The following is an 18,044-nucleotide window of genomic DNA, read 5'->3' on the forward strand; positions in this document are numbered from 1 at the left end:
AACAGAGAGAATGACAGGATGCGCGCTGATCGGAAATCGGACTGACAGATTTCCCAGGAAATAGACAGGCGAGCCCTTCTTCGTCGAAAAATGCAGACAAGGAGGAGTTCATTGAATGAAACGGGCAGCATTTCCATTGGCGCTCATGTTGGTATTCTCTCTGCTGCTCGGCGGCTGCTTCGGTCAGAAGACACCGGAGGACATTGTCGATGATCTGAGCAGTACGCTGGACAAAATGGCCGGCTACAAGTCACAAGCGGTTCTGACCATGCAAACAAGCTCTACCCCGATGGAGTATGATGTGCAAGTGTGGTACGAAAAACCTACGAATTATCGGGTAGCGCTTACCTCGAAGCAGCGAGGAATTACACAAATCATACTGCGAAATAACGAAGGTGTTTTTGTACTGACCCCCCATTTGAATAAAAGCTTCCGTTTCCAAAGCGGATGGCCGGAGAACAACGGGCCGTTGTACCTGTACGAAACCCTCGCTCGCAGCATTATCGACGACGCAGAACGCAAGATGAGCACGGAAAACAAAGATTACCTCTTTGAGGTAAAGGCAAACTACAGCGGAAACCGCTCACTTACCAAACAAAAAATCTGGCTGTCCGAAGATTTGAAACCGAAGCGCGCGGAGATTATGGATTCCAACCTGGATACGCTGGTAAAGATTGATTTTACCGATTTTGTATTCAATCCACCGTTTGACAAGGATTCTTTTGACAAGGATCGTAACATGAGCACCAGCTCGATGTCTGTGATCCCGACGATGGCACAAGGCGCAGAGGCAAATAAACAGCCTTCCAGCCAGTTTGGCGTCATTGTCCCCAGCTATTTGCCGGAAGGCGTGAAGCAGGGCGACATTGAATCCGTCACGCGAAATGGGCAAAAGACCGTCGTGCTTCAGTACAAAGGAACATACAATTACAGGCTGATCGAATCCCGGCCTACAGAAGCAACTGTGACGGCAGAAATGGGTATGCCGGTTAACCTCGGCTTTACGCTCGGCGTGCTGATGCAAACAGCGGATAATCAACGTTATTTGACTTGGGAGCTGGATGGTGTCGAGTTTACGCTTACGGGCGACCTACCTGAAGAGGAAATGGTTCAGGTTGCTCAATCGACATACGGTTTGGGCGGAAAATAACCAATCGATATTGCGGAAAACACGCTTGGTCCTCAATAGGATCAGCGTGTTTTTTTGTGACAATCGTTTATTAAGATTTTGGGGTCTATATCTGCGTTTACATCACTTACTGTTTTTTTATTAAATTTATAGGAACGGGGCTGCAGTGAGAAGAAGCATGTTTCCCTGCTAAGCTCCGTATTCCGCCCGCAAGGGAGCATATACTGTCCGCTCCGGGGAGATTCGCGGGGGATCGCAAAAGCAGTACAGCTCCGAGGTCATCCCAAGGTTGCGCTCCTTTTTCCCGCGAATCCCCCCTCCGCTGGGGCAGGGCTCCACAGTCGCACCGCAGGGAAACATGCTTCTTCATGAAGCCGGAGCTTTAAAATTTGTGGGGGAAGCGAAGTAGAAAAAGATTGAGAAAACCTAAAAATAAAATGAAAAACAAACCAGAGAACAAAGCTAATGAACAAAACAATTGAATAAAACAATAGAACAAAACAATTAAAGAAAGCACTTTCCGAGGAATTATCGTATTTATTTCCACCCAAAGAAACCCGGATCATTCCTAAGTGTCGATATCCGGTGGTTGAACGCTTCTCCGCTATCGTACAGCCGAAGCTTTTTGGTTTTTCATCCAAAATCATTTTTAACTCTTTCCTCATTTAAAAAAGTGGGAAGAAGCAGCATGTTTGGAGAAGAATCCTGTTTCCCTGCGGTGCGACTGTGTAGCCCAGCTCAGCGGAGCAGCGGATGGCGGGAAACAGGGCCGCAACCTTGGGATGACTTCAGAGCGACACGGCTTTTGCGGACCCCCGCCAGCCGCTGTGGAGCGGACAGTATAATCCTCCCCGCAGGGCGGAATACGGAGCCAAGCAGGGAAACAGGATTCTTCTCACCACGGCTTCGTATCACGGACCATTTTTCCTTCCTGAGGCTAACGAAAGAACACTGCATCCGCACGCAGAAAAGCACTCTTTTTTCCTTTAACTTGAAAGGTTTGCCCAAAGGGAAACAGTTCCCAATGAAATTTTGCTCGGACTCTTGTATAGTCCAAATAGCAACATCTGGGTGCAGAACAAAAAATGGACCCAAAATGTAGGTAACAGGACCGTGGCAAACCAAAAGGTTGGCACCGTACAAGGGAAAGGAGCCATGTACGGAAGAAGAACCATGTTTCCCTGCGGGGGACCATCTGAAGCCAGGTGAAATGCGCAGTAAACAGGGAAGCATGCTTCTTCTCATCACGGAACCTGATCGAAATCCGACCGAAAGTTTGAACCGAATGTTCATTTCTTGTGCAAAAAACAGATGGATTCCCTTCCATTCAATTGACACGTTCTGTCCAAAAGAGATAAAGTCAAAGTAACTATGCTATGAGGTGAAGGGGCGTCCATGAAGAAACAGGACAATGAAATTTTGTATCAAGAAGAATCCGGATATAAAGATCTCCTTTTGCGGAAAAGTATGAAGATGAGACTGACAGAAACCTTGGCTTTTGTGGTAGGGATGCTCATGCTCTCCCAGTTCTTCAACACCCGAACGGATGTATTCAAAGTGATGGCTTTTGCGATTGCCATTGCAGTTGTCGGGCTGGCACCGTTTCTGTACAAGTCTCTGCTGCGACCTTCGTACAAGCTGAGCAAAACACATCTGATCGTCACCATCAGCGGACAGGAAACCCGTTATCCGCTGTCTGAGGTGGAACCGATCTTCGAAGGGCGCCATCTGTACAGACTGAGCGGAAAACGCGAGTCGCTGATGGTTTCGAGGCAATTTCTCAGCAAACTGAATGAACAATTATTCCTATATCAAAAGGGCAAGAAGAGGAGATAGCAGATGAAACCGTTTTATCGCGACACGTGGATAGAGGTTGATCTGGATGCCATTCGTGCGAATGTAGAGAGCTTTCGCAGGCATATTCCGTCCGGCACAGGGATCATGGCAGTCGTGAAGGCAGATGGATACGGACATGGAGCTGTTCAGGTAGGGGAGGAAGCGCTGCGAAGCGGGGCCGATTCGCTTGCTGTAGCCATGCTCGATGAAGCCGTTGTGCTGCGAAAAGCTGGGATCACCGCTCCTGTTCTTGTCTTGGGCTATACGCCGGTTGAGTCTGTAGAGCAGGCCAGCCAGCTCGGAATCGAGCTGACTGCGTATCATACTGAGTGGATCGAACAGGCGCATGAAAAGTTGAAACACAGTGGAGCTCAACCAGTCGGTATTCATATCAAAACGGATACCGGGATGGGCAGACTGGGCGTGCGTACGTCAGACGAGCTGCTCAGTGTCGTGGAAGCTCTGGAAAAAACGCCATATTTGAAGTGGACAGGAGTTTTTACCCATTTTGCTTGTGCCGATGAAGAGGACACGACTCATACGATTGAGCAGCATCGATCCTTTCAGACGTTGCTCTCCGCCTTGCGGGATGCGGGAAAAGAGATTCCTCGTGTCCATTGCTGCAATACGGCTGCTGCGATGGTCTTTCCTGAATGGGGGTATGATACAATCCGTTTGGGCATAGGTTTATACGGGTTATATCCTTCGCCGTATCTGAAGCAGCGTTCTGCAGTGTCATTGCTGCCGGCATTGTCCCTGAAGACGCGCATCACTCATGTAAAAACCTCTCCGGAAGCAATGACGGTCAGTTACGGAGCAACGTATACAGCCAGTCCGGGAGAACAGATTGCCACACTTCCCATCGGATATGCGGATGGTTTTTCCCGGTCGCTCTCCAATCGAGGGTCCGTTTTACACGCTGGGAAACGCTCTCCGATTGTGGGCAGAGTCTGTATGGATCAGATCATGGTCAAAATCGAAAGCGATACCGCCCATGTCGGCGACGAAGTGGTGTTGTACGGTCGTCAGGGGGAGGAGGAGATTTCGCTGGATGAGGTGGCTGCCCTTGTAGGGACGATTAATTATGAGATACCATGCATGCTGAATTACCGGATTCCGCGCGTCTATCAGCGAGAGGGAAAGAGGACCGAAGTGTTCCATCCGTTAGCGATGACGCATATGCCAGCCGAAAGTGTAAATAACTAGCAGAGAAAAGCAGGCAGGAATTTTGGTGGAAAGCACGAATACTAGTAGAGCGCTAAAATGGGTTTTCACCCAAAAAGACCGGACAGGTATATTTTTGCAAATGGTTCGACATAATGGTAGTGACCCTTACTGAAAAGCGGTATACAAGCACTGCGGATGTTACGGTCATGGTTGGAGGTGGATTTGTCTTGTCCAAGTCAAACACGAAACGCATCATGATCAGCCTTCCACATCACCTACTTCAGGAAGTGGACGGTGTTATTCAAAAAGAAAAATCCAATCGCAGCGAGTTTATTCGCCAAGCGATGCACCTGTACTTGAAAGAGCGCAAAAAGCGTGCCATTCGAGAAACGATGCAAAAAGGATACATGGAAATGGCGAAGATTAACTTGAAAATGGCATCGGAGGCATTTGGCGCTGAAGAAGAGGCTGACCATACTCTTGTCCGCTTAGTTAGCGGGGTGTGAGATGTGATTGTCAAACGTGGCGATGTATTTTTCGCGGACCTATCACCGGTCGTCGGCTCTGAACAGGGAGGCGTCCGACCTGTATTAGTCATTCAAAACGATATTGGCAATCGATTTAGTCCGACGGTCATCGTCGCAGCCATCACAGCGCAGATTCAGAAGGCAAAATTGCCTACGCATGTGGAGATTGACGCAAAAATGTATGGATTTGATCGTGACTCCGTGATCTTGTTAGAACAGATTAGAACCATTGACAAGCAAAGACTGACCGATAAAATCACTCATTTGGATGATGAGATGATGGAGCGAGTGAACGAATCCCTTCAGATCAGTTTGGGGATTATTGATTTTTAAAGGAAAACCACTTGGTCAGCAGGTGGTTTTTTTGCTGTGAGTGCAGGGATTTATGTTGACGGCAGCGAAGTGAGTAGTAAGGATTTAGACAAAAAATGACACGTTTTTCATCGTGATAGCACTGCTGACTAGCTTGTGGTTGGAAGGAGTTTCTTGTTGTGACAGGGCTTCATTCATATAAAGTAAATATTTCATCGGAGGCAGATATCGTCACAGCTAGACAAGTAGGTCGAAATTTGTCGAAAGAACTTGGCTTCGGAACGATTATGCAATCGCGGATCGCTACAACCATATCAGAACTGGCGCGAAATATTTTCCTATACGCCGGCCTTGGCTTCATCCTGTTAGAGCGTCTGGGTGACGAAGAACGAGTCGGATTGAAAATAACTGCTTTTGATGAGGGACCGGGAATTGAAGATGTGCGCAAAGCCTTGGAAGACGGGTATTCAACTTCCTGTGCGCTTGGAGCTGGATTACCTGGTGTAAAAAGAATGATGGACGAGTTTTCTCTGCAAAGCACCCCTGGGGTGTGCACGCAAGTGGTTGTCGTCAAATGGGTAGAGTGAATGAAGGGGAGATGATAGCGTGCCATGAGCCAGCAATCGGAGGAAATGTACACCCGGATTTTGCGTGACTATTTGAATGGGAAGAGTGAAGACCAGCTTTATCTGGCGCAGCAGTTGGGAAAGTGGCTTCTCTCCAGAAACATTTCCCCTGAGGAAGTAATCGACATGCACGGCAATCTCCTGAGGCAGATGGGGGACGTTCCCACGTTTGTACAGGACTCGTTTCAAATCCTTACAGAGATAATGATTGAATATGGGAACGCTCATCGCTCCTTTGACAGTTGGCGAAATCGCCATCAACAGCTTCAGGCCGAGATCGCCGTCGCTTCCGCGATGCAACAGTCACTTTTACCGTCTTCACTGCCGGAGTGCCCCGGCCTGAATCTCGGCATGATCAGTATCGCTTCTAACCAGATGAGCGGTGATTTTTACCACTTTGTATACGAAAGTGAAGGAGTTTTCAGTGTTGCCATTGCTGATATTACGGGAAAAGGGATACCGGCGGCCATGTGTATGTCCATGCTCCGGTATGCGATGGACAGCTTGGCAGAAATGAAGCTCTCCCCGGGAGATATGCTTCGTCATATGAATAGTGTCGTCGAACGAAATATCGATCCTTGCATGTTTGTCACCATGCAGTATGGCCATTATGATACAGGTCGACACTCCTTTCGCTACGCTACGGCTGGACACGAGCCGGGTTTTTTGTATCGGGCACGAGAAGATCGCTTTTTTGATCTGGAGGGACAAGGGACGGCTCTGGGGATTGCGGCCGGGAGTGAGTATGAAGAACGAGAAATCTTTCTGGAGCCGGGCGATTTTCTGATCCTTCTGACAGATGGTGTGACGGAGAGGAAAAATGGCCGATATTACATACAAAGAGAGGAGCTCGTTTCCTATCTTCAGGAAGGAGTGAGACTGTCTGCACAGGAGATGGTGGATCACTTCTACCGCAGATTGCTCCTTCTCTCTCAATTTGAACAACCAGATGATTACACCATGATTGTGCTCAGGCGAACCTAGCTCGTTAAGGGAGGAGAAACAAATGGACCTAACAATGAAGGAGTACGGTCAGAACGGGCAACTAGTGATTTACCTAAAAGGGGAAATTGACGCCTACACAGTGCCAAAGCTGAAAGAGCGGCTGCTCTTGTTGGTCAATCATCCTGAGTTCAAACGGATTGTCGTTGATTTTCAATCAGTTGAGTATATTGACAGCACGGGGATCGGTACATTTGTCGCGGCAATGAAAGCGTGTAAGCAGTCAGGTACAGTGCTTGCGGTGCAGAACCTCTCCCCCCGCGTGGAACGATTGTTTCGCATCACCGGACTTTACGAAAGAATGGTGCCTCACAAAGGAGAGACAGAATAATGGGTCATAGACCGGAGGCTGATATCATTGAGCTGACATTGCCAGCCCGTGCCGATTATGTCAGCATCGCCCGTTTAACGGTATCCGGAGTTGCCAACCGGATGGGATTTGGGTACGAAGAGATCGAGGACATTAAACTGGCCGTGGCCGAAGCCTGCACCAACGTCGTCGAGCATGCGTATGATTGCGAGGTGGGCTTGGAGCAACACTTCCGGGTCCGCTGTCTGCTTCAGTCCGACCGGCTTGTCGTGGAAGTTATCGACCAGGGAAAAGGCTTTGGTTTTGATGAACAACGAGAGTCGCTGAAACCGATTCGCTCCGACGTCGATATCGACGAGGTGGCGGAAGGGGGGTTGGGGCTTTACCTCATTCATTCTGTCATGGATGATGTGCGGGTGCATGTCAAAGATGGGGTGGTCGTTTCGATGACGAAGTACCTGCGGCGGGATGAGGTGTCTAGCAATGACCAGTCCAGTTCGAAAACAGAATCATAGTCGCGAGGAATTGACCCAGCTTGTTCATTTGTATCAAAAGACAGAAGACAGAAGTCTCCAGGAGCAGCTCGTAGAAGCATACAGACCTTTGGTTGAATCGCTTGCTAAAAAATTTGTCCGCGGGCAGATTCTTCACGAGGATCTAGTTCAGGTCGGCATGATCGGACTATTGGCATCTCTTCGCCGTTTTGATCGGGAGTTTGGCCGTTCATTTGAGAGCTTCGCTGTTCCGACAATTGTCGGAGAAATGAAACGATTTATCCGCGACAAAACGTGGAGTGTCCATGTTCCGCGCCGAGTCAAGGAATTGAGTCCAAAAATCAAGCGGGTCGTGGACGAGCTAACGATGAAGCTCCAACGTTCCCCGCAGATAGAAGATATCGCTGCCCATCTCGGCGTAAGCGAGGAAGAGATTCTGGAAACGCTGGAGATGGGACGGAGCTATCATTCGCTATCCATGGACAGTGAGCTGGAAGCCGACGGTGACGGGAATACCATTACCCTGTTTGATCTGATTGGAACCGTGGAAAAGGGGTACCAGCGTGTTGAACAGCATTTGCTCATCAATCGGGCGCTTCAAGTGCTGGATCATCGGGAAAAAGAAATCATTGAACTGACGTTTTATCAAAATTTGAGTCAAAAACAGGCTGGCGACCTGCTGGGCATGTCGCAAATGCATGTCTCTCGTCTACAGCGCAGGGCTCTTGGGAAGCTGCGGGAGGCAATGCGGTTTGAGCAGCAGGAATATCCTACCTAGCCAAAAAACGGAGGCAAACCAGAACCTCCGTTTTTTGGCGTTCCCATGCTTATTGACCCGAGTGCAGGGGTGGAGGGTTGTGGTACAATAACCAGGTTAGCATGAGCGCAGGAGGGAAACTATGGACCTAACGTTGATGATCCAGACGATCGCTCAAGAGACAGATGTAAAACGACACCAGGTAGAGCGGACAATCGCCCTGTTGGATGAGGGCAATACCGTTCCTTTTATTGCCCGTTATCGCAAGGAAATGACGGGCCAATTGGATGAGACGCAGATTCGGGCCATCGAGGAACGTGTTCGTTATCTGCGGAATCTGTCGGTTCGAAAAGAAGAAGTAATCCGGCTGATTGACGAGCAAGGGAAGCTGACGGACGAACTGAAAGCCTCCATCGAAAAGGCCACCAAGCTGCAGGAGGTAGAGGATCTGTACAGGCCCTTCCGGCAAAAACGGAGAACCCGGGCTACCATGGCCAAAGAAAAAGGGTTGGAACCGCTGGCAAGCTATCTGCTGAGCTTTCCTAAAGCTGGAGATCCGCTAACCGAAGCGGCTGCATACATAGACGTGGAAAAAGGGGTAGAAACCGCAGAACAGGCAATGCAAGGTGCCATGGACATCATTGCCGAGCAGGTGTCGGACGATCCGCAGATACGTCAGTGGACGCGCGAATCCACCTACCAAAAAGGCGTGCTTGTGACGGAACAAAAGGCAGAGGAAGCCGATGAGAAAAATATCTACCAAATGTATTACGCCTACAGTGAACCGCTGAAAAAGGCCGCTCCACACCGGGTATTGGCCATTAACCGAGGAGAGAACGAAGGCATCCTGAAGGTATCAGTGGAGGCACCTGTTCAGGAAATCTTGCAGTATCTGAAAAAACGGCTGGTTCCCGAGGAAACCGTGGCGCGGCCGTGGCTGGATGCAGCGGCGGAGGATGCTTACAAGCGCTTGATCCAACCGTCGGTGGAAAGGGAAGTGCGCGGCGAGCTGACCGAGTTGGCCGAAGAGAGAGCCATCCATATCTTTGCAGAAAATCTCCGCAACCTGCTGCTGCAGCCGCCATTAAAGGGGAAAATCGTGTTGGGGGTAGACCCGGCTTTCCGGACTGGCTGCAAACTGGCCGTAATCGATGAGACTGGAAAGCTGCTGGAGGTAGACGTTATATATCCGACGCCTCCGGTCAACAAAGTAGCCGAGGCGGCAGCGAAGGTAAAAGAATGGATAAAACGCTATGAGGTTCAAATTATTGCCATCGGAAACGGAACGGCGTCTCGTGAGACAGAACAGTTCATCGCAGACGTGATCAAGGATGTAAAGCGGGATTTGTCATACATCATTGTCAACGAAGCAGGCGCCTCGGTCTATTCGGCTTCCACGCTTGCCAAGGAGGAATTCCCCGATCTGGACGTAGCCGAGCGCAGCGCCATCTCGATCGCCCGCAGGCTGCAGGACCCGCTGGCTGAGCTGGTCAAAATCGATCCCAAGTCGGTCGGGGTGGGCCAATATCAGCATGACGTGTCTCAGACACGACTGGCAGAAAGCCTTCAATTCGTTGTAGAGTCCGCAGTAAACCACGTCGGGGTAGACGTCAATACAGCTTCTCCTTCGCTGTTGCAGTACGTCTCCGGGATCAGTCGTCAGGTGGCGGTCAATATCGTAAAGAAGCGGGAAGAGGCCGGGAAGTTTACCAGTCGCAAGCAATTGAAGGAAGTCCCCCGGCTGGGGGCCAAGACCTATGAGCAATGTGTGGGCTTTTTGCGAATCGTGGACGGGGAAGATCCTTTGGACAAAACGCCGATTCACCCGGAATCGTATCCAGCTACCCATAAGCTGCTGGGGCTAATCGGATTGTCCACGCAGGAGATCGGCAGTGACGTCTGCCGGGAAAAATTGCAGGCACTCGATATCGCAGTGGTGGCTCAGCAGCTCGACATCGGGGAGCCGACCCTGCGCGATATTGTGGACAGTCTGCTTCGTCCGGGGCGGGACCCGCGTGACGAGCTGCCCAAACCGCTTTTGCGCAGTGATGTCCTTCAGCTCACAGACTTGAGCAAGGGCATGAAGCTGCAGGGAACGGTGCGCAACGTGGTCGATTTTGGGGCATTTATCGATATCGGTTTGAAAAATGACGGATTGGCTCATATCTCCCGCCTGCGAAAAGGCTTCGTCAAGCATCCGCTGGACGTCGTCACTGTCGGAGATATTGTGGATGTATGGGTCGTGGATATTGACGAGAAACGGCAGCGCGTAGGATTGTCCCTGCTTCCGCCGCAAGAGGCGTAAGTGACAAGGCCAATTCAACACTCTCTGATATGATCGAAAAGCGAAAGCGGCCTCCCTATTGTGGGCGGCCGCCGTGTTTTTCCCAGTATAAAAACCAGCAACTGTTGAGTAATCGGATTTGCCGCACGTCCTTCCCGGAGAAGGCACGTTGCAACTGCTTGCGCATCCATTGTGGCATTGTGCTACCTCCTGGTGTCGATCCTCTACTCGCAATGTATGCGGTAGACGCACAGGAGGTACCTTTTTTCTTTATTCCTCTTCCAGAAGGAATTCAAGCTGGGCTTGCAGGGCGCGAATCTCTGTCAACAAAGAGATCAGCGGATACACATCCTCCTGCAAAGCAGAGAAGCGTTTTTCCAGCTGGCTGACATACGCCAGACCGTCCTCGATTTGCACCGTTTCGGAAATCAGCTCCAGCCCGCCGCATTCGGCAACGACCGCTGGAAGCTCTGGTCGCTCGGCAATCGTCAGCTTGTCAATCTCCTTTTGAAGCCGCTTCAGCAGAGCGATCAGTTGATACATATAAGATTCAGGCATGGCGACAAAGCGCAGCCCGGTTTTTTCTTGCAGGATCAAATAGCGCATACGTTCCCCCACCAATCAGTTGATCTCATCAACCAAGTGTACTGTTTGCTCTGGCACTTTTCAACCAAAACTGTTATCGTCGTGGTACAAAGAGACGACGGGAGCGATTTGAAGGATGACCGATCAGGAACTGCAAACGCTGGTTGAAGCAATCTCGGCCGAGTATTTTGCCAGGCCGTTTCGTCATCGGGCTCGATTCAACAAGCGGCTGCGTACAACGGGGGGACGCTATTTGATTCGTTCCCATGACATCGAGATCAATCCTCGTCATCTGGAGGAATACGGAGAAGCCGAGCTGATCGGTATTGTCAAACACGAGCTCTGCCATTACCATCTGCATCTGGAGAAAAGAGGGTATCAGCACAAAGACCGTGATTTTCAGGAATTGCTCAAACAAGTGGGAGGCAGCCGGTACTGCCAGGAGGTAGGCAATGGTCGCACGCGCCTGCCCTATCGCTACGAGTTGGTGTGCAGCTCCTGTGATATGCGGTACAAACGCAAGCGGAGAATGGACCCGGCCCGCTATCGCTGCGGCCGCTGCAGGGGGAAGCTGCGGCTGGAAGAGCTGGCTCTCCGTTAAACGGGTAAAGATTGAGCACCACCCCCGTTCCTTGCGTGGTTTTGCAGCAGGGCGGTATAATGAAGGCACGATGACATAAAGGAGCGTTAACGGTGAAGCAAGACGAGTTTTCCCTGATCAGACAGTGGACGAGCCGCTCCAGACATCAGCAAGGGGACGGACTCTCGGTAGGGATTGGCGACGACGCGGCGGTGTTCTCTGTTCCGGCGGAGATGGAAGTGGTTGCCTGCTGTGATGCGATGGTGGAAACCGTTCATTTTCTCCGTGAGACGATGAATCCCAGTGATATTGGATACAAGGCCGTTATCAGCAACATTAGCGATGTGGCAGCGATGGGGGGCCTTCCCCGTTTTGCGTTGATCAGCGTGGCGGTATCTCCACGCTGGAGCGCAGAGGACTGCCAACAGATATACGAGGGCATTTATGATGCGTGTGAAGCATACGGTGTCCGGGTGATTGGCGGCGATACGGTGTCCAGCCCTGCCAGCTTTTATCTTTCAGTGACGGTGCTGGGCGAGGTCGAAAAAGGGCGTGCTTTGCGCAGGTCTGCAGCCACTCCGGGCCAATTGGTGTTTGTGACAGGGCATCTGGGGGGATCAGCCGCGGGGCTTGATCTTCTGCGTAGGAGCGGGCAAACGGGCGAGGCGGCCCTGGAGAGGTGGAAACCGCTGCTCTCTTTTCACCAGCGGCCGCATGCACAAGTGGCTGCCGGTCGTATCCTCTTGTCCTCGGCACGTGCGGGAGCGCTCAACGATGTCAGCGACGGACTGGCCTCAGAGTTATGGGAGATTGCTGAAGCAAGCAGTGTCCAGTTGCGGATCGAAGAGAGGAAGATCCCGCTGGCAGAAGTTACCCGATCCTATGCCGAGCAGGCGGGTGTGAACCCGCTGCACTGGGCACTATACGGCGGAGAGGATTATCAGTTGGTCGGAACGGTCGAAGAGCAGGCAGCCGGAGCAATCGGGGAGCGCTTTGCCGAGCAAGGCATTTCGTTTTCGGTGATCGGCCGGGTAGAGGCGGGGGAACCGGCGGTATGGATGAAGAGCGAGCAGGCCTGGAAGCCCCTCGTAAAAGCGGGATTTAACCATTTTGGCGAGTCCGAGGCCGGGAAAGGATGACGGGCATGATGTATGAATGGCAGGTGTCAGGGGTAGAGCAGACACAGCGCTTTGCAGAGAAGCTGGGTTCCCATTTGCTCTCGGGCGACTTGCTCGCTTTGGAAGGGGACCTCGGCGCAGGAAAAACGACCTTTACCCAGGGACTGGCGCGCGGTCTAAAGGTTCGGGGTACAGTCAACAGTCCGACCTTCACGATTATCAAAGAGTATCAAGGGCGATTGCCTCTGTATCATATGGACGTCTACCGCGTGGGAGAGGACGTGGATTCCCTGGGGCTGGACGATTATTTTTTTGGAGAGGGTGTCTCCGTCGTGGAATGGGCATCCTTGATCGAGGATGTGCTGCCTGCGGAGCGTCTGACAATCTTCTTGCGGACGAATGGCGAAGAGGGACGCCGCATCCAGCTTATCCCCAAGGGAGAGCGCTATGTGAAACTTTGTGAGGAGTTTGATCGGTCATGCGGGTTCTCGCGATAGATACATCAAATCTGGTATTAAGCGTGGCGGTCGTCGAAGCAGGGCGTGTCCTAGCGGAGCTGACCACCAATCAACAGAAAAATCACTCCGTTCGGCTGATGGACGCAATCTCTCTACTGATGGACGAGACGGGAACGCTCCCGGAGCAGCTCGGTGCGATCGGGGTAGCCAAAGGGCCAGGTTCCTATACCGGTGTGCGGATCGGAGTGGCGGCCGCGAAAAGCATGGCTTGGTCGCTGCAGGTGCCGGTGATCGGAATCTCCAGTCTGGAGGCTGTCGGTATGAATGCGCTGGGATTTTCCGGTTTGATCGTCCCGTTGTTTGACGCCCGGCGCGGTCAGGTGTATACAGCGGCTTACCGGGCAGATGGCTGGGAAGCATTGCGGGCGGAAGCGGAGGAACGACTGGTGCTGCTTCGTGATTGGTGCGCCTCTCTGCGGCAGCAGGCAGGAGGGGAACCGCTGCTGTTCCTGGGCGAGGACCTCGCCATTCACCGGGAGCTGATCGTGGCTGAGATGGGCGAGCAAGCGCGCTTTGCCCCTGCTTCCTACAATCATCCGCGGGCGGCGCATATCGGTTTATTGGCTTTTCGCAAATTGGCTGCGGCAGGCAACTCTCATGAGCTGGTGCCCGAGTATTTGCAGCTGGCCGAGGCAGAAGCGAAATGGCTGGCCCAAAATCCTGCCCCTGCAGGGAAGGAACAGTCATGAACGAACTGATCGACGTAGAGTTTCGCTTCATGACGACGGAAGACGTGGATGCTGTCTGGGAGCTGGAGCGTTTGGCGTTTCCCACTCCCTGGCCGCGCGATGCTTTTGTCAACGAACTGACCATTAATCCAAATGCGCGTTATGTGGTTGCTACCATGGCCACACAGGTGGTGGCTTATTGCGGGATGTGGATCGTCCTGGACGAGGCTCATATCACCAATGTGGCGGTACATCCGGATTGTCGGGGCAAAAAGGTAGGGGAGCGGCTGATGCGTCAGATGATGGGACTTGCTTATCTTTTTGGTGCGAGAAGCATGACGCTGGAAGTGCGGCCCTCCAATACGGTGGCTCGAAATATGTACACAAAGCTGGGCTTTACAGAACAGGGGCGTCGCAAACGGTATTATTCCGATAATAATGAGGACGCTCTTATAATGTGGGTGACTTTACATGAACAATAGACAATTCTCCCGCTATGAGGAACGGACGCGGCAAGCGTATCAGGCTCATCAGGAGTCGGGCCGTCCCGTCTTTATCCTGGGAATCGAGACAAGCTGTGACGAGACATCCGCCTCTGTGGTACAGGACGGCCGAGTCGTGCTGTCCAATGTGATCGCATCCCAGGCGGATATTCACAAACGATTTGGCGGTGTTGTCCCCGAGGTCGCCTCCCGCCGTCACGTGGAAAACATCACCCTGACCATCGAGGAAGCGCTGCAGCAGGCAGGTAAGACGCTGGATGAAATCCAGGCGATCGCAGTTACCTATGGACCGGGGCTGGTCGGTGCCCTGCTGGTCGGGGTTGCTGCAGCGAAAGCGATCTCGTTTGCACGCGGCATACCGCTGATCGGCGTGCATCATATTGCCGGTCATATTTATGCCAACAGACTGGTGACCGAGCTTACGTTTCCGCTGATTGCCCTGGTTGTTTCCGGCGGGCATACGGAGCTGGTTTGGATGAAGGAGCACGGCCATTACGAGATTTTGGGGGAGACTCGCGATGACGCGGCTGGTGAGGCCTACGACAAGGTCGCCCGCGCTCTTCAGCTGCCATATCCCGGTGGACCGCACATCGACCGGCTGGCACATGAGGGAAATGCAACGATTCCGCTCCCGCGCGCATGGCTGGAGCCGGATTCCTATGATTTCAGCTTCAGCGGTCTGAAATCGGCCGTACTGAATACCTTGCACAATGCATCGCAGCGCGGAGAGACGATTGAGCCGGCTGATTTGGCTGCCAGCTTTCAAGACTCCGTAACCGAAGTATTAGTAGAGAAAACTACCCGTGCTGTCAAAGAGTACGGTGCCAAGCAAGTCCTTCTGGCCGGGGGGGTAGCAGCAAACCGCGGGCTGCGGGAAAGACTTTCCAAGCGTTGCGAGGAGAAGGGCATTCCTCTGGTGATTCCGCCACTCTCGCTGTGCACGGATAACGCGGCGATGATTGCTGCCGCGGGCTACATCTCCTATCAAAAAGGGAAGTTCGCGTCGCTGGACTTAAACGGAGTTCCCGGTCTGCCTTTGTCATAAAGATGGAAGAGTAAAAAAACTGCTCCATAGCGGGGCAGTTTTTTGCTTTTTCCGTGATGGAGAGATATCCACAGATTATGGATAATTACTACGGTTTTTCTTCCCCCTCCCTGTGAATACTGGTGATAACTAGAGGTATTTACCGGGAAAATCATGTTTTTCCTGTGGATGAATCTGTGGAATATGTGGATAATCAGAAGATTTTATCAACAATGGGGGAAGATTGATGAAAAAATGGATGCTGATGTCGCTAACAGCGATCATGCTGTGGACGTGGCAAATGGAGCATAGCCATGCTGATAGCCGTATCGACAGCCGTGCCGACAACCGTGCCGACAGCCAGGCGGTCACAGCGGAAGCCTCCTTTCGGCAGAAGCAAGTGATCATGTTGTTCGTGGAAGGGCTCTCTTTTCCGGATATAGAGCGGTTTCGTACCTATCCACATGTGGATAGGTGGCTGAAACAAGCAGAGGCAGGCGCGCTATCGATCCGCTCTCCTGGTACCCGTACGGCTCCCAATGCCTATCTGCTCATGGGAAGCGGCGGGCAGGCTCTTTATACAGACCGCAGCGGCATGGCCTTCCATCCGGAGGAATTCATCTCCAAACACGAGACAGCCGGTCAACGCATAATCGAGATCAGCCCGCCGGAAGTCTCTCCGCTGTCCCGCTACCGTATCGTCTTTCCCGGCATTTACCGGCTGCATGCGGAAAATCGAGACAAGCCGTTTACGGCGCGCATTGGCCTGCTCGGTGAAACACTTTCCCGCCACCAGCTTTCGGTCATCAGTTATGGAAGCGGTGATTACGATGACACCCGCTCTCGCCATGCGGTCCTGTTTGCGATGGACGAGCGGGGAGGTGTTCCTTATGGCAACCTGTCGGGGGAAAATATCGTCCACACTTCGGCTTATCCCTATGGAATCAGAACAAATTACGACTACCTGTGGGAAAGCCTTAACAAGGAAACATCATCCGGGCTCATCTCTGTTCAATTATCCGATTTGTCCCGCCTGTATCAGGTAGCCGATGATATGGCTCCGGGACGCTTCCAAAAACAGTATGAGCAAATTTTACAAGACCTCGCCGGCTTTCTTGACCGAGTACTGGCGTCGCGCCAACAGGGGCAAATGATTATGCTGCTTTCACCCCTCCCCAACCCCAGGGCAGTGCAGGCAAAACAACTGCTGCCGCCACTGTTCATCTGGAGGGGGGACGAGGGCGGGCAGCTTACCTCCTTCACGACTAGGCAGTCGGGTGTGGTGAGCGGTCTTGATATCCTGCCGACGATCCTTGATTATTTGCAAGTGCCCGTGCCAAAGGGTCTTGCAGGCCATGTGATAAAGAGGGAAGCGGGCACAGCCGCTGCTGAATTGCAACAACAGGTAGAGCAAATCCACCATGTTTACGCGACGCGGAGCTCAGTACTCTATACCTATGTCATGCTGCAGATCATCATCATCGCGGTCGCCGCCGTCCTCTGGATCTGGGGGAGGGGGAAAAGGGGAGAGAACCTGCAGGGAGTACGCAGAGGGATGAGGCTGGCTCTGCTCTCTCTGCTGTGGTTTCCCTTCTTGTTTCTGATCGAAGGTTTGGTTGGCTGGAGAGCGTCACCGCCTGTGATTTTAGGGGTGTTTATCCTGCTCGCTATGGCAGGCGCCTGGCTGATGGAGGGCCGATCACTGCCGGCTGGGCTTGCCATCGTTTCCGGGGTGACGACCATGGCCATCCTGATCGACGGCTTCGCCGGAACTCCGGCGATGCGCCGCTCCTATTTGGGCTATGACCCGGTGATCGGTGCCCGTTTTTACGGATTGGGGAATGAATATGAAGGTGTCCTGATCGGCTGCACCATTTTGTTTGCGGCTGCTTTTTATCAGTGGTGTTCACGAGGAATGGAAAGCGGTGAGCTTGGGAGTGCAGCGAGCATGAGTGTCAGCCGGAAAATGCCCTTCGCCATCGTGCTGTTGCTGTTTTGTCTGGTACTCGCCTATATGGCTGCTCCTTCCTGGGGAGCGGATGCGGGAGGGTTTTTAGCTGGTCTCGTAGGATTTACAGTCGTACTGATCAGACTGCATGGATGGCGGCCGGGAAAAAAAATCCTCCTGCTGCTTGCAGGAGGAATGCTGGCGGGAGTGGGGATTTTGACGGCAGTCAGTCTCATGTCCTCACAGCCGCCGACCCATATCACCCGAGTGGCCGCGCAGCTTGTCTCTGGTGACTGGACGGAGGTGATGCATATGGTGGAGCGCAAGCTGGAGATGAACCTCAAGCTGATCCGAGTTTCGGTCTGGAGCCGCGTTTTCGTCGTCTCATTGGTGGTGCTGGGGCTGTTGACATTGCGGGATGACCGGTATCTCCGCCATTTTTCCACAGACTACCCGCTGCTCGTCAAAGGCTTTTCCGGTGTAATTGCCGGGTCTGTCGCCGGTCTTTTGCTCAATGACTCCGGGATCATTACAGCGGCCACCTGCATAATTTTCCTCGTCGTTCCTGCATTGTACACAGCGCTGACAGAGCCGGTGGAAGCCCGCTATTCCAGTACCTGACCGTTCGAGAGTGGCTGCGGGATCGGCGCTGATCG

The 18,044-nt window shown here is 52.4% G+C and carries 21 protein-coding genes; 18 read left to right on the plus strand and 3 right to left on the minus strand.

Annotation, left to right across the window (positions count from 1 at the left end):
- Positions 1 to 115 precede the first annotated feature (115 nt).
- Positions 116 to 1,150, plus strand: coding sequence for a DUF4367 domain-containing protein (locus NDK47_RS03135; protein WP_251873492.1), 1,035 nt, complete (start codon positions 116 to 118; stop codon positions 1,148 to 1,150).
- Between the two features lie 257 nt (positions 1,151 to 1,407).
- On the opposite strand, the gene NDK47_RS03140 is transcribed toward NDK47_RS03135, so the two are convergent.
- The gene (locus NDK47_RS03140; RefSeq protein ID WP_251873493.1) at positions 1,408 to 1,776 is read right to left on the minus strand and encodes a hypothetical protein; all 369 of its coding nucleotides are present in this window, start codon (positions 1,774 to 1,776) and stop codon (positions 1,408 to 1,410) included.
- Positions 1,777 to 2,524: 748 nt separating this feature from the next.
- Between NDK47_RS03140 and NDK47_RS03145 the strand changes: the two genes are divergently transcribed.
- From NDK47_RS03145 to NDK47_RS03190, 10 genes are all read left to right on the plus strand, one after another.
- Complete coding sequence (locus tag NDK47_RS03145) at positions 2,525 to 2,965, plus strand: hypothetical protein (RefSeq protein ID WP_251873494.1); 441 nt, start codon at positions 2,525 to 2,527, stop codon at positions 2,963 to 2,965.
- Positions 2,966 to 2,968: 3 nt separating this feature from the next.
- Positions 2,969 to 4,171, plus strand: coding sequence for an alanine racemase (gene alr, locus NDK47_RS03150; protein ID WP_251873495.1), 1,203 nt, complete (start codon positions 2,969 to 2,971; stop codon positions 4,169 to 4,171).
- Positions 4,172 to 4,338: 167 nt separating this feature from the next.
- Complete coding sequence (locus NDK47_RS03155) at positions 4,339 to 4,638, plus strand: CopG family ribbon-helix-helix protein (RefSeq protein ID WP_251873496.1); 300 nt, start codon at positions 4,339 to 4,341, stop codon at positions 4,636 to 4,638.
- Positions 4,639 to 4,641: 3 nt separating this feature from the next.
- Positions 4,642 to 4,992, plus strand: a complete 351-nt coding sequence (locus tag NDK47_RS03160) for a type II toxin-antitoxin system PemK/MazF family toxin (protein WP_198828445.1) — start codon at positions 4,642 to 4,644, stop codon at positions 4,990 to 4,992.
- Between the two features lie 158 nt (positions 4,993 to 5,150).
- A complete protein-coding gene (locus NDK47_RS03165) occupies positions 5,151 to 5,558 on the plus strand; it encodes an anti-sigma regulatory factor (RefSeq protein WP_251873497.1) in 408 nt (135 codons plus the stop codon).
- A gap of 24 nt (positions 5,559 to 5,582) precedes the next feature.
- On the plus strand, positions 5,583 to 6,581 hold the full coding sequence (locus NDK47_RS03170) for a PP2C family protein-serine/threonine phosphatase (RefSeq protein WP_251873498.1): 999 nt from the start codon (positions 5,583 to 5,585) through the stop codon (positions 6,579 to 6,581).
- A 22-nt stretch (positions 6,582 to 6,603) separates the two neighbouring features.
- Positions 6,604 to 6,930: an STAS domain-containing protein gene (locus NDK47_RS03175; protein WP_251873499.1), complete on the plus strand. Its 327-nt coding sequence runs from the start codon at positions 6,604 to 6,606 to the stop codon at positions 6,928 to 6,930.
- Positions 6,930 to 7,424, plus strand: coding sequence for an anti-sigma B factor RsbW (gene rsbW, locus NDK47_RS03180; RefSeq protein ID WP_251873500.1), 495 nt, complete (start codon positions 6,930 to 6,932; stop codon positions 7,422 to 7,424). The genes NDK47_RS03175 and rsbW overlap by 1 nt, the downstream gene beginning before the upstream one ends.
- The gene (sigB, locus tag NDK47_RS03185; protein WP_251873501.1) at positions 7,393 to 8,181 is read left to right on the plus strand and encodes an RNA polymerase sigma factor SigB; all 789 of its coding nucleotides are present in this window, start codon (positions 7,393 to 7,395) and stop codon (positions 8,179 to 8,181) included. Before rsbW ends, sigB begins: the two co-directional genes overlap by 32 nt.
- A gap of 121 nt (positions 8,182 to 8,302) precedes the next feature.
- Positions 8,303 to 10,465: a Tex family protein gene (locus tag NDK47_RS03190; RefSeq protein WP_251873502.1), complete on the plus strand. Its 2,163-nt coding sequence runs from the start codon at positions 8,303 to 8,305 to the stop codon at positions 10,463 to 10,465.
- Positions 10,466 to 10,520: 55 nt separating this feature from the next.
- On the opposite strand, the gene cmpA is transcribed toward NDK47_RS03190, so the two are convergent.
- Both cmpA and NDK47_RS03200 read right to left on the minus strand, forming a co-directional pair.
- A complete protein-coding gene (gene cmpA / locus NDK47_RS03195) occupies positions 10,521 to 10,643 on the minus strand; it encodes a cortex morphogenetic protein CmpA (RefSeq protein ID WP_251873503.1) in 123 nt (40 codons plus the stop codon).
- A gap of 71 nt (positions 10,644 to 10,714) precedes the next feature.
- The gene (locus NDK47_RS03200; protein WP_251873504.1) at positions 10,715 to 11,050 is read right to left on the minus strand and encodes a hydrolase/acyltransferase; all 336 of its coding nucleotides are present in this window, start codon (positions 11,048 to 11,050) and stop codon (positions 10,715 to 10,717) included.
- A 115-nt stretch (positions 11,051 to 11,165) separates the two neighbouring features.
- Here NDK47_RS03200 and NDK47_RS03205 point away from each other — a divergent pair, with 115 nt between their 5' ends.
- The 7 genes from NDK47_RS03205 to NDK47_RS03235 all read left to right on the plus strand — a co-directional run bounded on the left by NDK47_RS03205 (position 11,166) and on the right by NDK47_RS03235 (position 18,009).
- The gene (locus NDK47_RS03205; RefSeq protein ID WP_251873505.1) at positions 11,166 to 11,630 is read left to right on the plus strand and encodes a SprT family protein; all 465 of its coding nucleotides are present in this window, start codon (positions 11,166 to 11,168) and stop codon (positions 11,628 to 11,630) included.
- Positions 11,631 to 11,722: 92 nt separating this feature from the next.
- Complete coding sequence (gene thiL, locus NDK47_RS03210; protein WP_251873506.1) at positions 11,723 to 12,748, plus strand: thiamine-phosphate kinase; 1,026 nt, start codon at positions 11,723 to 11,725, stop codon at positions 12,746 to 12,748.
- Entirely contained in the window at positions 12,745 to 13,224 is a 480-nt protein-coding gene (gene tsaE / locus NDK47_RS03215; protein ID WP_407653377.1) for a tRNA (adenosine(37)-N6)-threonylcarbamoyltransferase complex ATPase subunit type 1 TsaE, read from the plus strand. The genes thiL and tsaE overlap by 4 nt, the downstream gene beginning before the upstream one ends.
- Positions 13,206 to 13,934, plus strand: coding sequence for a tRNA (adenosine(37)-N6)-threonylcarbamoyltransferase complex dimerization subunit type 1 TsaB (gene tsaB / locus NDK47_RS03220; protein WP_251873508.1), 729 nt, complete (start codon positions 13,206 to 13,208; stop codon positions 13,932 to 13,934). Before tsaE ends, tsaB begins: the two co-directional genes overlap by 19 nt.
- Positions 13,931 to 14,395 carry a ribosomal protein S18-alanine N-acetyltransferase gene (gene rimI / locus NDK47_RS03225; RefSeq protein WP_251873509.1) on the plus strand — a complete coding sequence of 155 codons (465 nt, stop codon included), beginning with the start codon at positions 13,931 to 13,933 and terminating at the stop codon, positions 14,393 to 14,395. The genes tsaB and rimI overlap by 4 nt, the downstream gene beginning before the upstream one ends.
- Positions 14,385 to 15,461: a tRNA (adenosine(37)-N6)-threonylcarbamoyltransferase complex transferase subunit TsaD gene (gene tsaD, locus NDK47_RS03230; RefSeq protein ID WP_251873510.1), complete on the plus strand. Its 1,077-nt coding sequence runs from the start codon at positions 14,385 to 14,387 to the stop codon at positions 15,459 to 15,461. The genes rimI and tsaD overlap by 11 nt, the downstream gene beginning before the upstream one ends.
- 226 nt (positions 15,462 to 15,687) lie before the next feature.
- A complete protein-coding gene (locus tag NDK47_RS03235; RefSeq protein WP_251873511.1) occupies positions 15,688 to 18,009 on the plus strand; it encodes a hypothetical protein in 2,322 nt (773 codons plus the stop codon).
- The last annotated feature ends 35 nt before the right edge of the window (positions 18,010 to 18,044 follow it).

Origin of the sequence: Brevibacillus ruminantium (assembly GCF_023746555.1) — a bacterium.
In the GTDB taxonomy this organism is placed as follows: domain Bacteria; phylum Bacillota; class Bacilli; order Brevibacillales; family Brevibacillaceae; genus Brevibacillus; species Brevibacillus ruminantium.

Coding starts and splice junctions, on each gene's coding strand:
- NDK47_RS03135 (WP_251873492.1), top strand. CDS start 116: ATGAAACGGGCAGCATTTCCATTGGCGCTCATGTTGGTATTCTCTCTG.
- NDK47_RS03140 (WP_251873493.1), bottom strand. CDS start 1,776: ATGATTTTGGATGAAAAACCAAAAAGCTTCGGCTGTACGATAGCGGAG.
- NDK47_RS03145 (WP_251873494.1), top strand. CDS start 2,525: ATGAAGAAACAGGACAATGAAATTTTGTATCAAGAAGAATCCGGATAT.
- alr (WP_251873495.1), top strand. CDS start 2,969: ATGAAACCGTTTTATCGCGACACGTGGATAGAGGTTGATCTGGATGCC.
- NDK47_RS03155 (WP_251873496.1), top strand. CDS start 4,339: ATGGTTGGAGGTGGATTTGTCTTGTCCAAGTCAAACACGAAACGCATC.
- NDK47_RS03170 (WP_251873498.1), top strand. CDS start 5,583: ATGAGCCAGCAATCGGAGGAAATGTACACCCGGATTTTGCGTGACTAT.
- NDK47_RS03175 (WP_251873499.1), top strand. CDS start 6,604: ATGGACCTAACAATGAAGGAGTACGGTCAGAACGGGCAACTAGTGATT.
- rsbW (WP_251873500.1), top strand. CDS start 6,930: ATGGGTCATAGACCGGAGGCTGATATCATTGAGCTGACATTGCCAGCC.
- sigB (WP_251873501.1), top strand. CDS start 7,393: ATGACCAGTCCAGTTCGAAAACAGAATCATAGTCGCGAGGAATTGACC.
- NDK47_RS03190 (WP_251873502.1), top strand. CDS start 8,303: ATGGACCTAACGTTGATGATCCAGACGATCGCTCAAGAGACAGATGTA.
- cmpA (WP_251873503.1), bottom strand. CDS start 10,643: ATGCCACAATGGATGCGCAAGCAGTTGCAACGTGCCTTCTCCGGGAAG.
- NDK47_RS03200 (WP_251873504.1), bottom strand. CDS start 11,050: ATGCGCTATTTGATCCTGCAAGAAAAAACCGGGCTGCGCTTTGTCGCC.
- NDK47_RS03205 (WP_251873505.1), top strand. CDS start 11,166: ATGACCGATCAGGAACTGCAAACGCTGGTTGAAGCAATCTCGGCCGAG.
- tsaE (WP_407653377.1), top strand. CDS start 12,745: ATGACGGGCATGATGTATGAATGGCAGGTGTCAGGGGTAGAGCAGACA.
- tsaB (WP_251873508.1), top strand. CDS start 13,206: ATGCGGGTTCTCGCGATAGATACATCAAATCTGGTATTAAGCGTGGCG.
- rimI (WP_251873509.1), top strand. CDS start 13,931: ATGAACGAACTGATCGACGTAGAGTTTCGCTTCATGACGACGGAAGAC.
- tsaD (WP_251873510.1), top strand. CDS start 14,385: ATGAACAATAGACAATTCTCCCGCTATGAGGAACGGACGCGGCAAGCG.
- NDK47_RS03235 (WP_251873511.1), top strand. CDS start 15,688: ATGAAAAAATGGATGCTGATGTCGCTAACAGCGATCATGCTGTGGACG.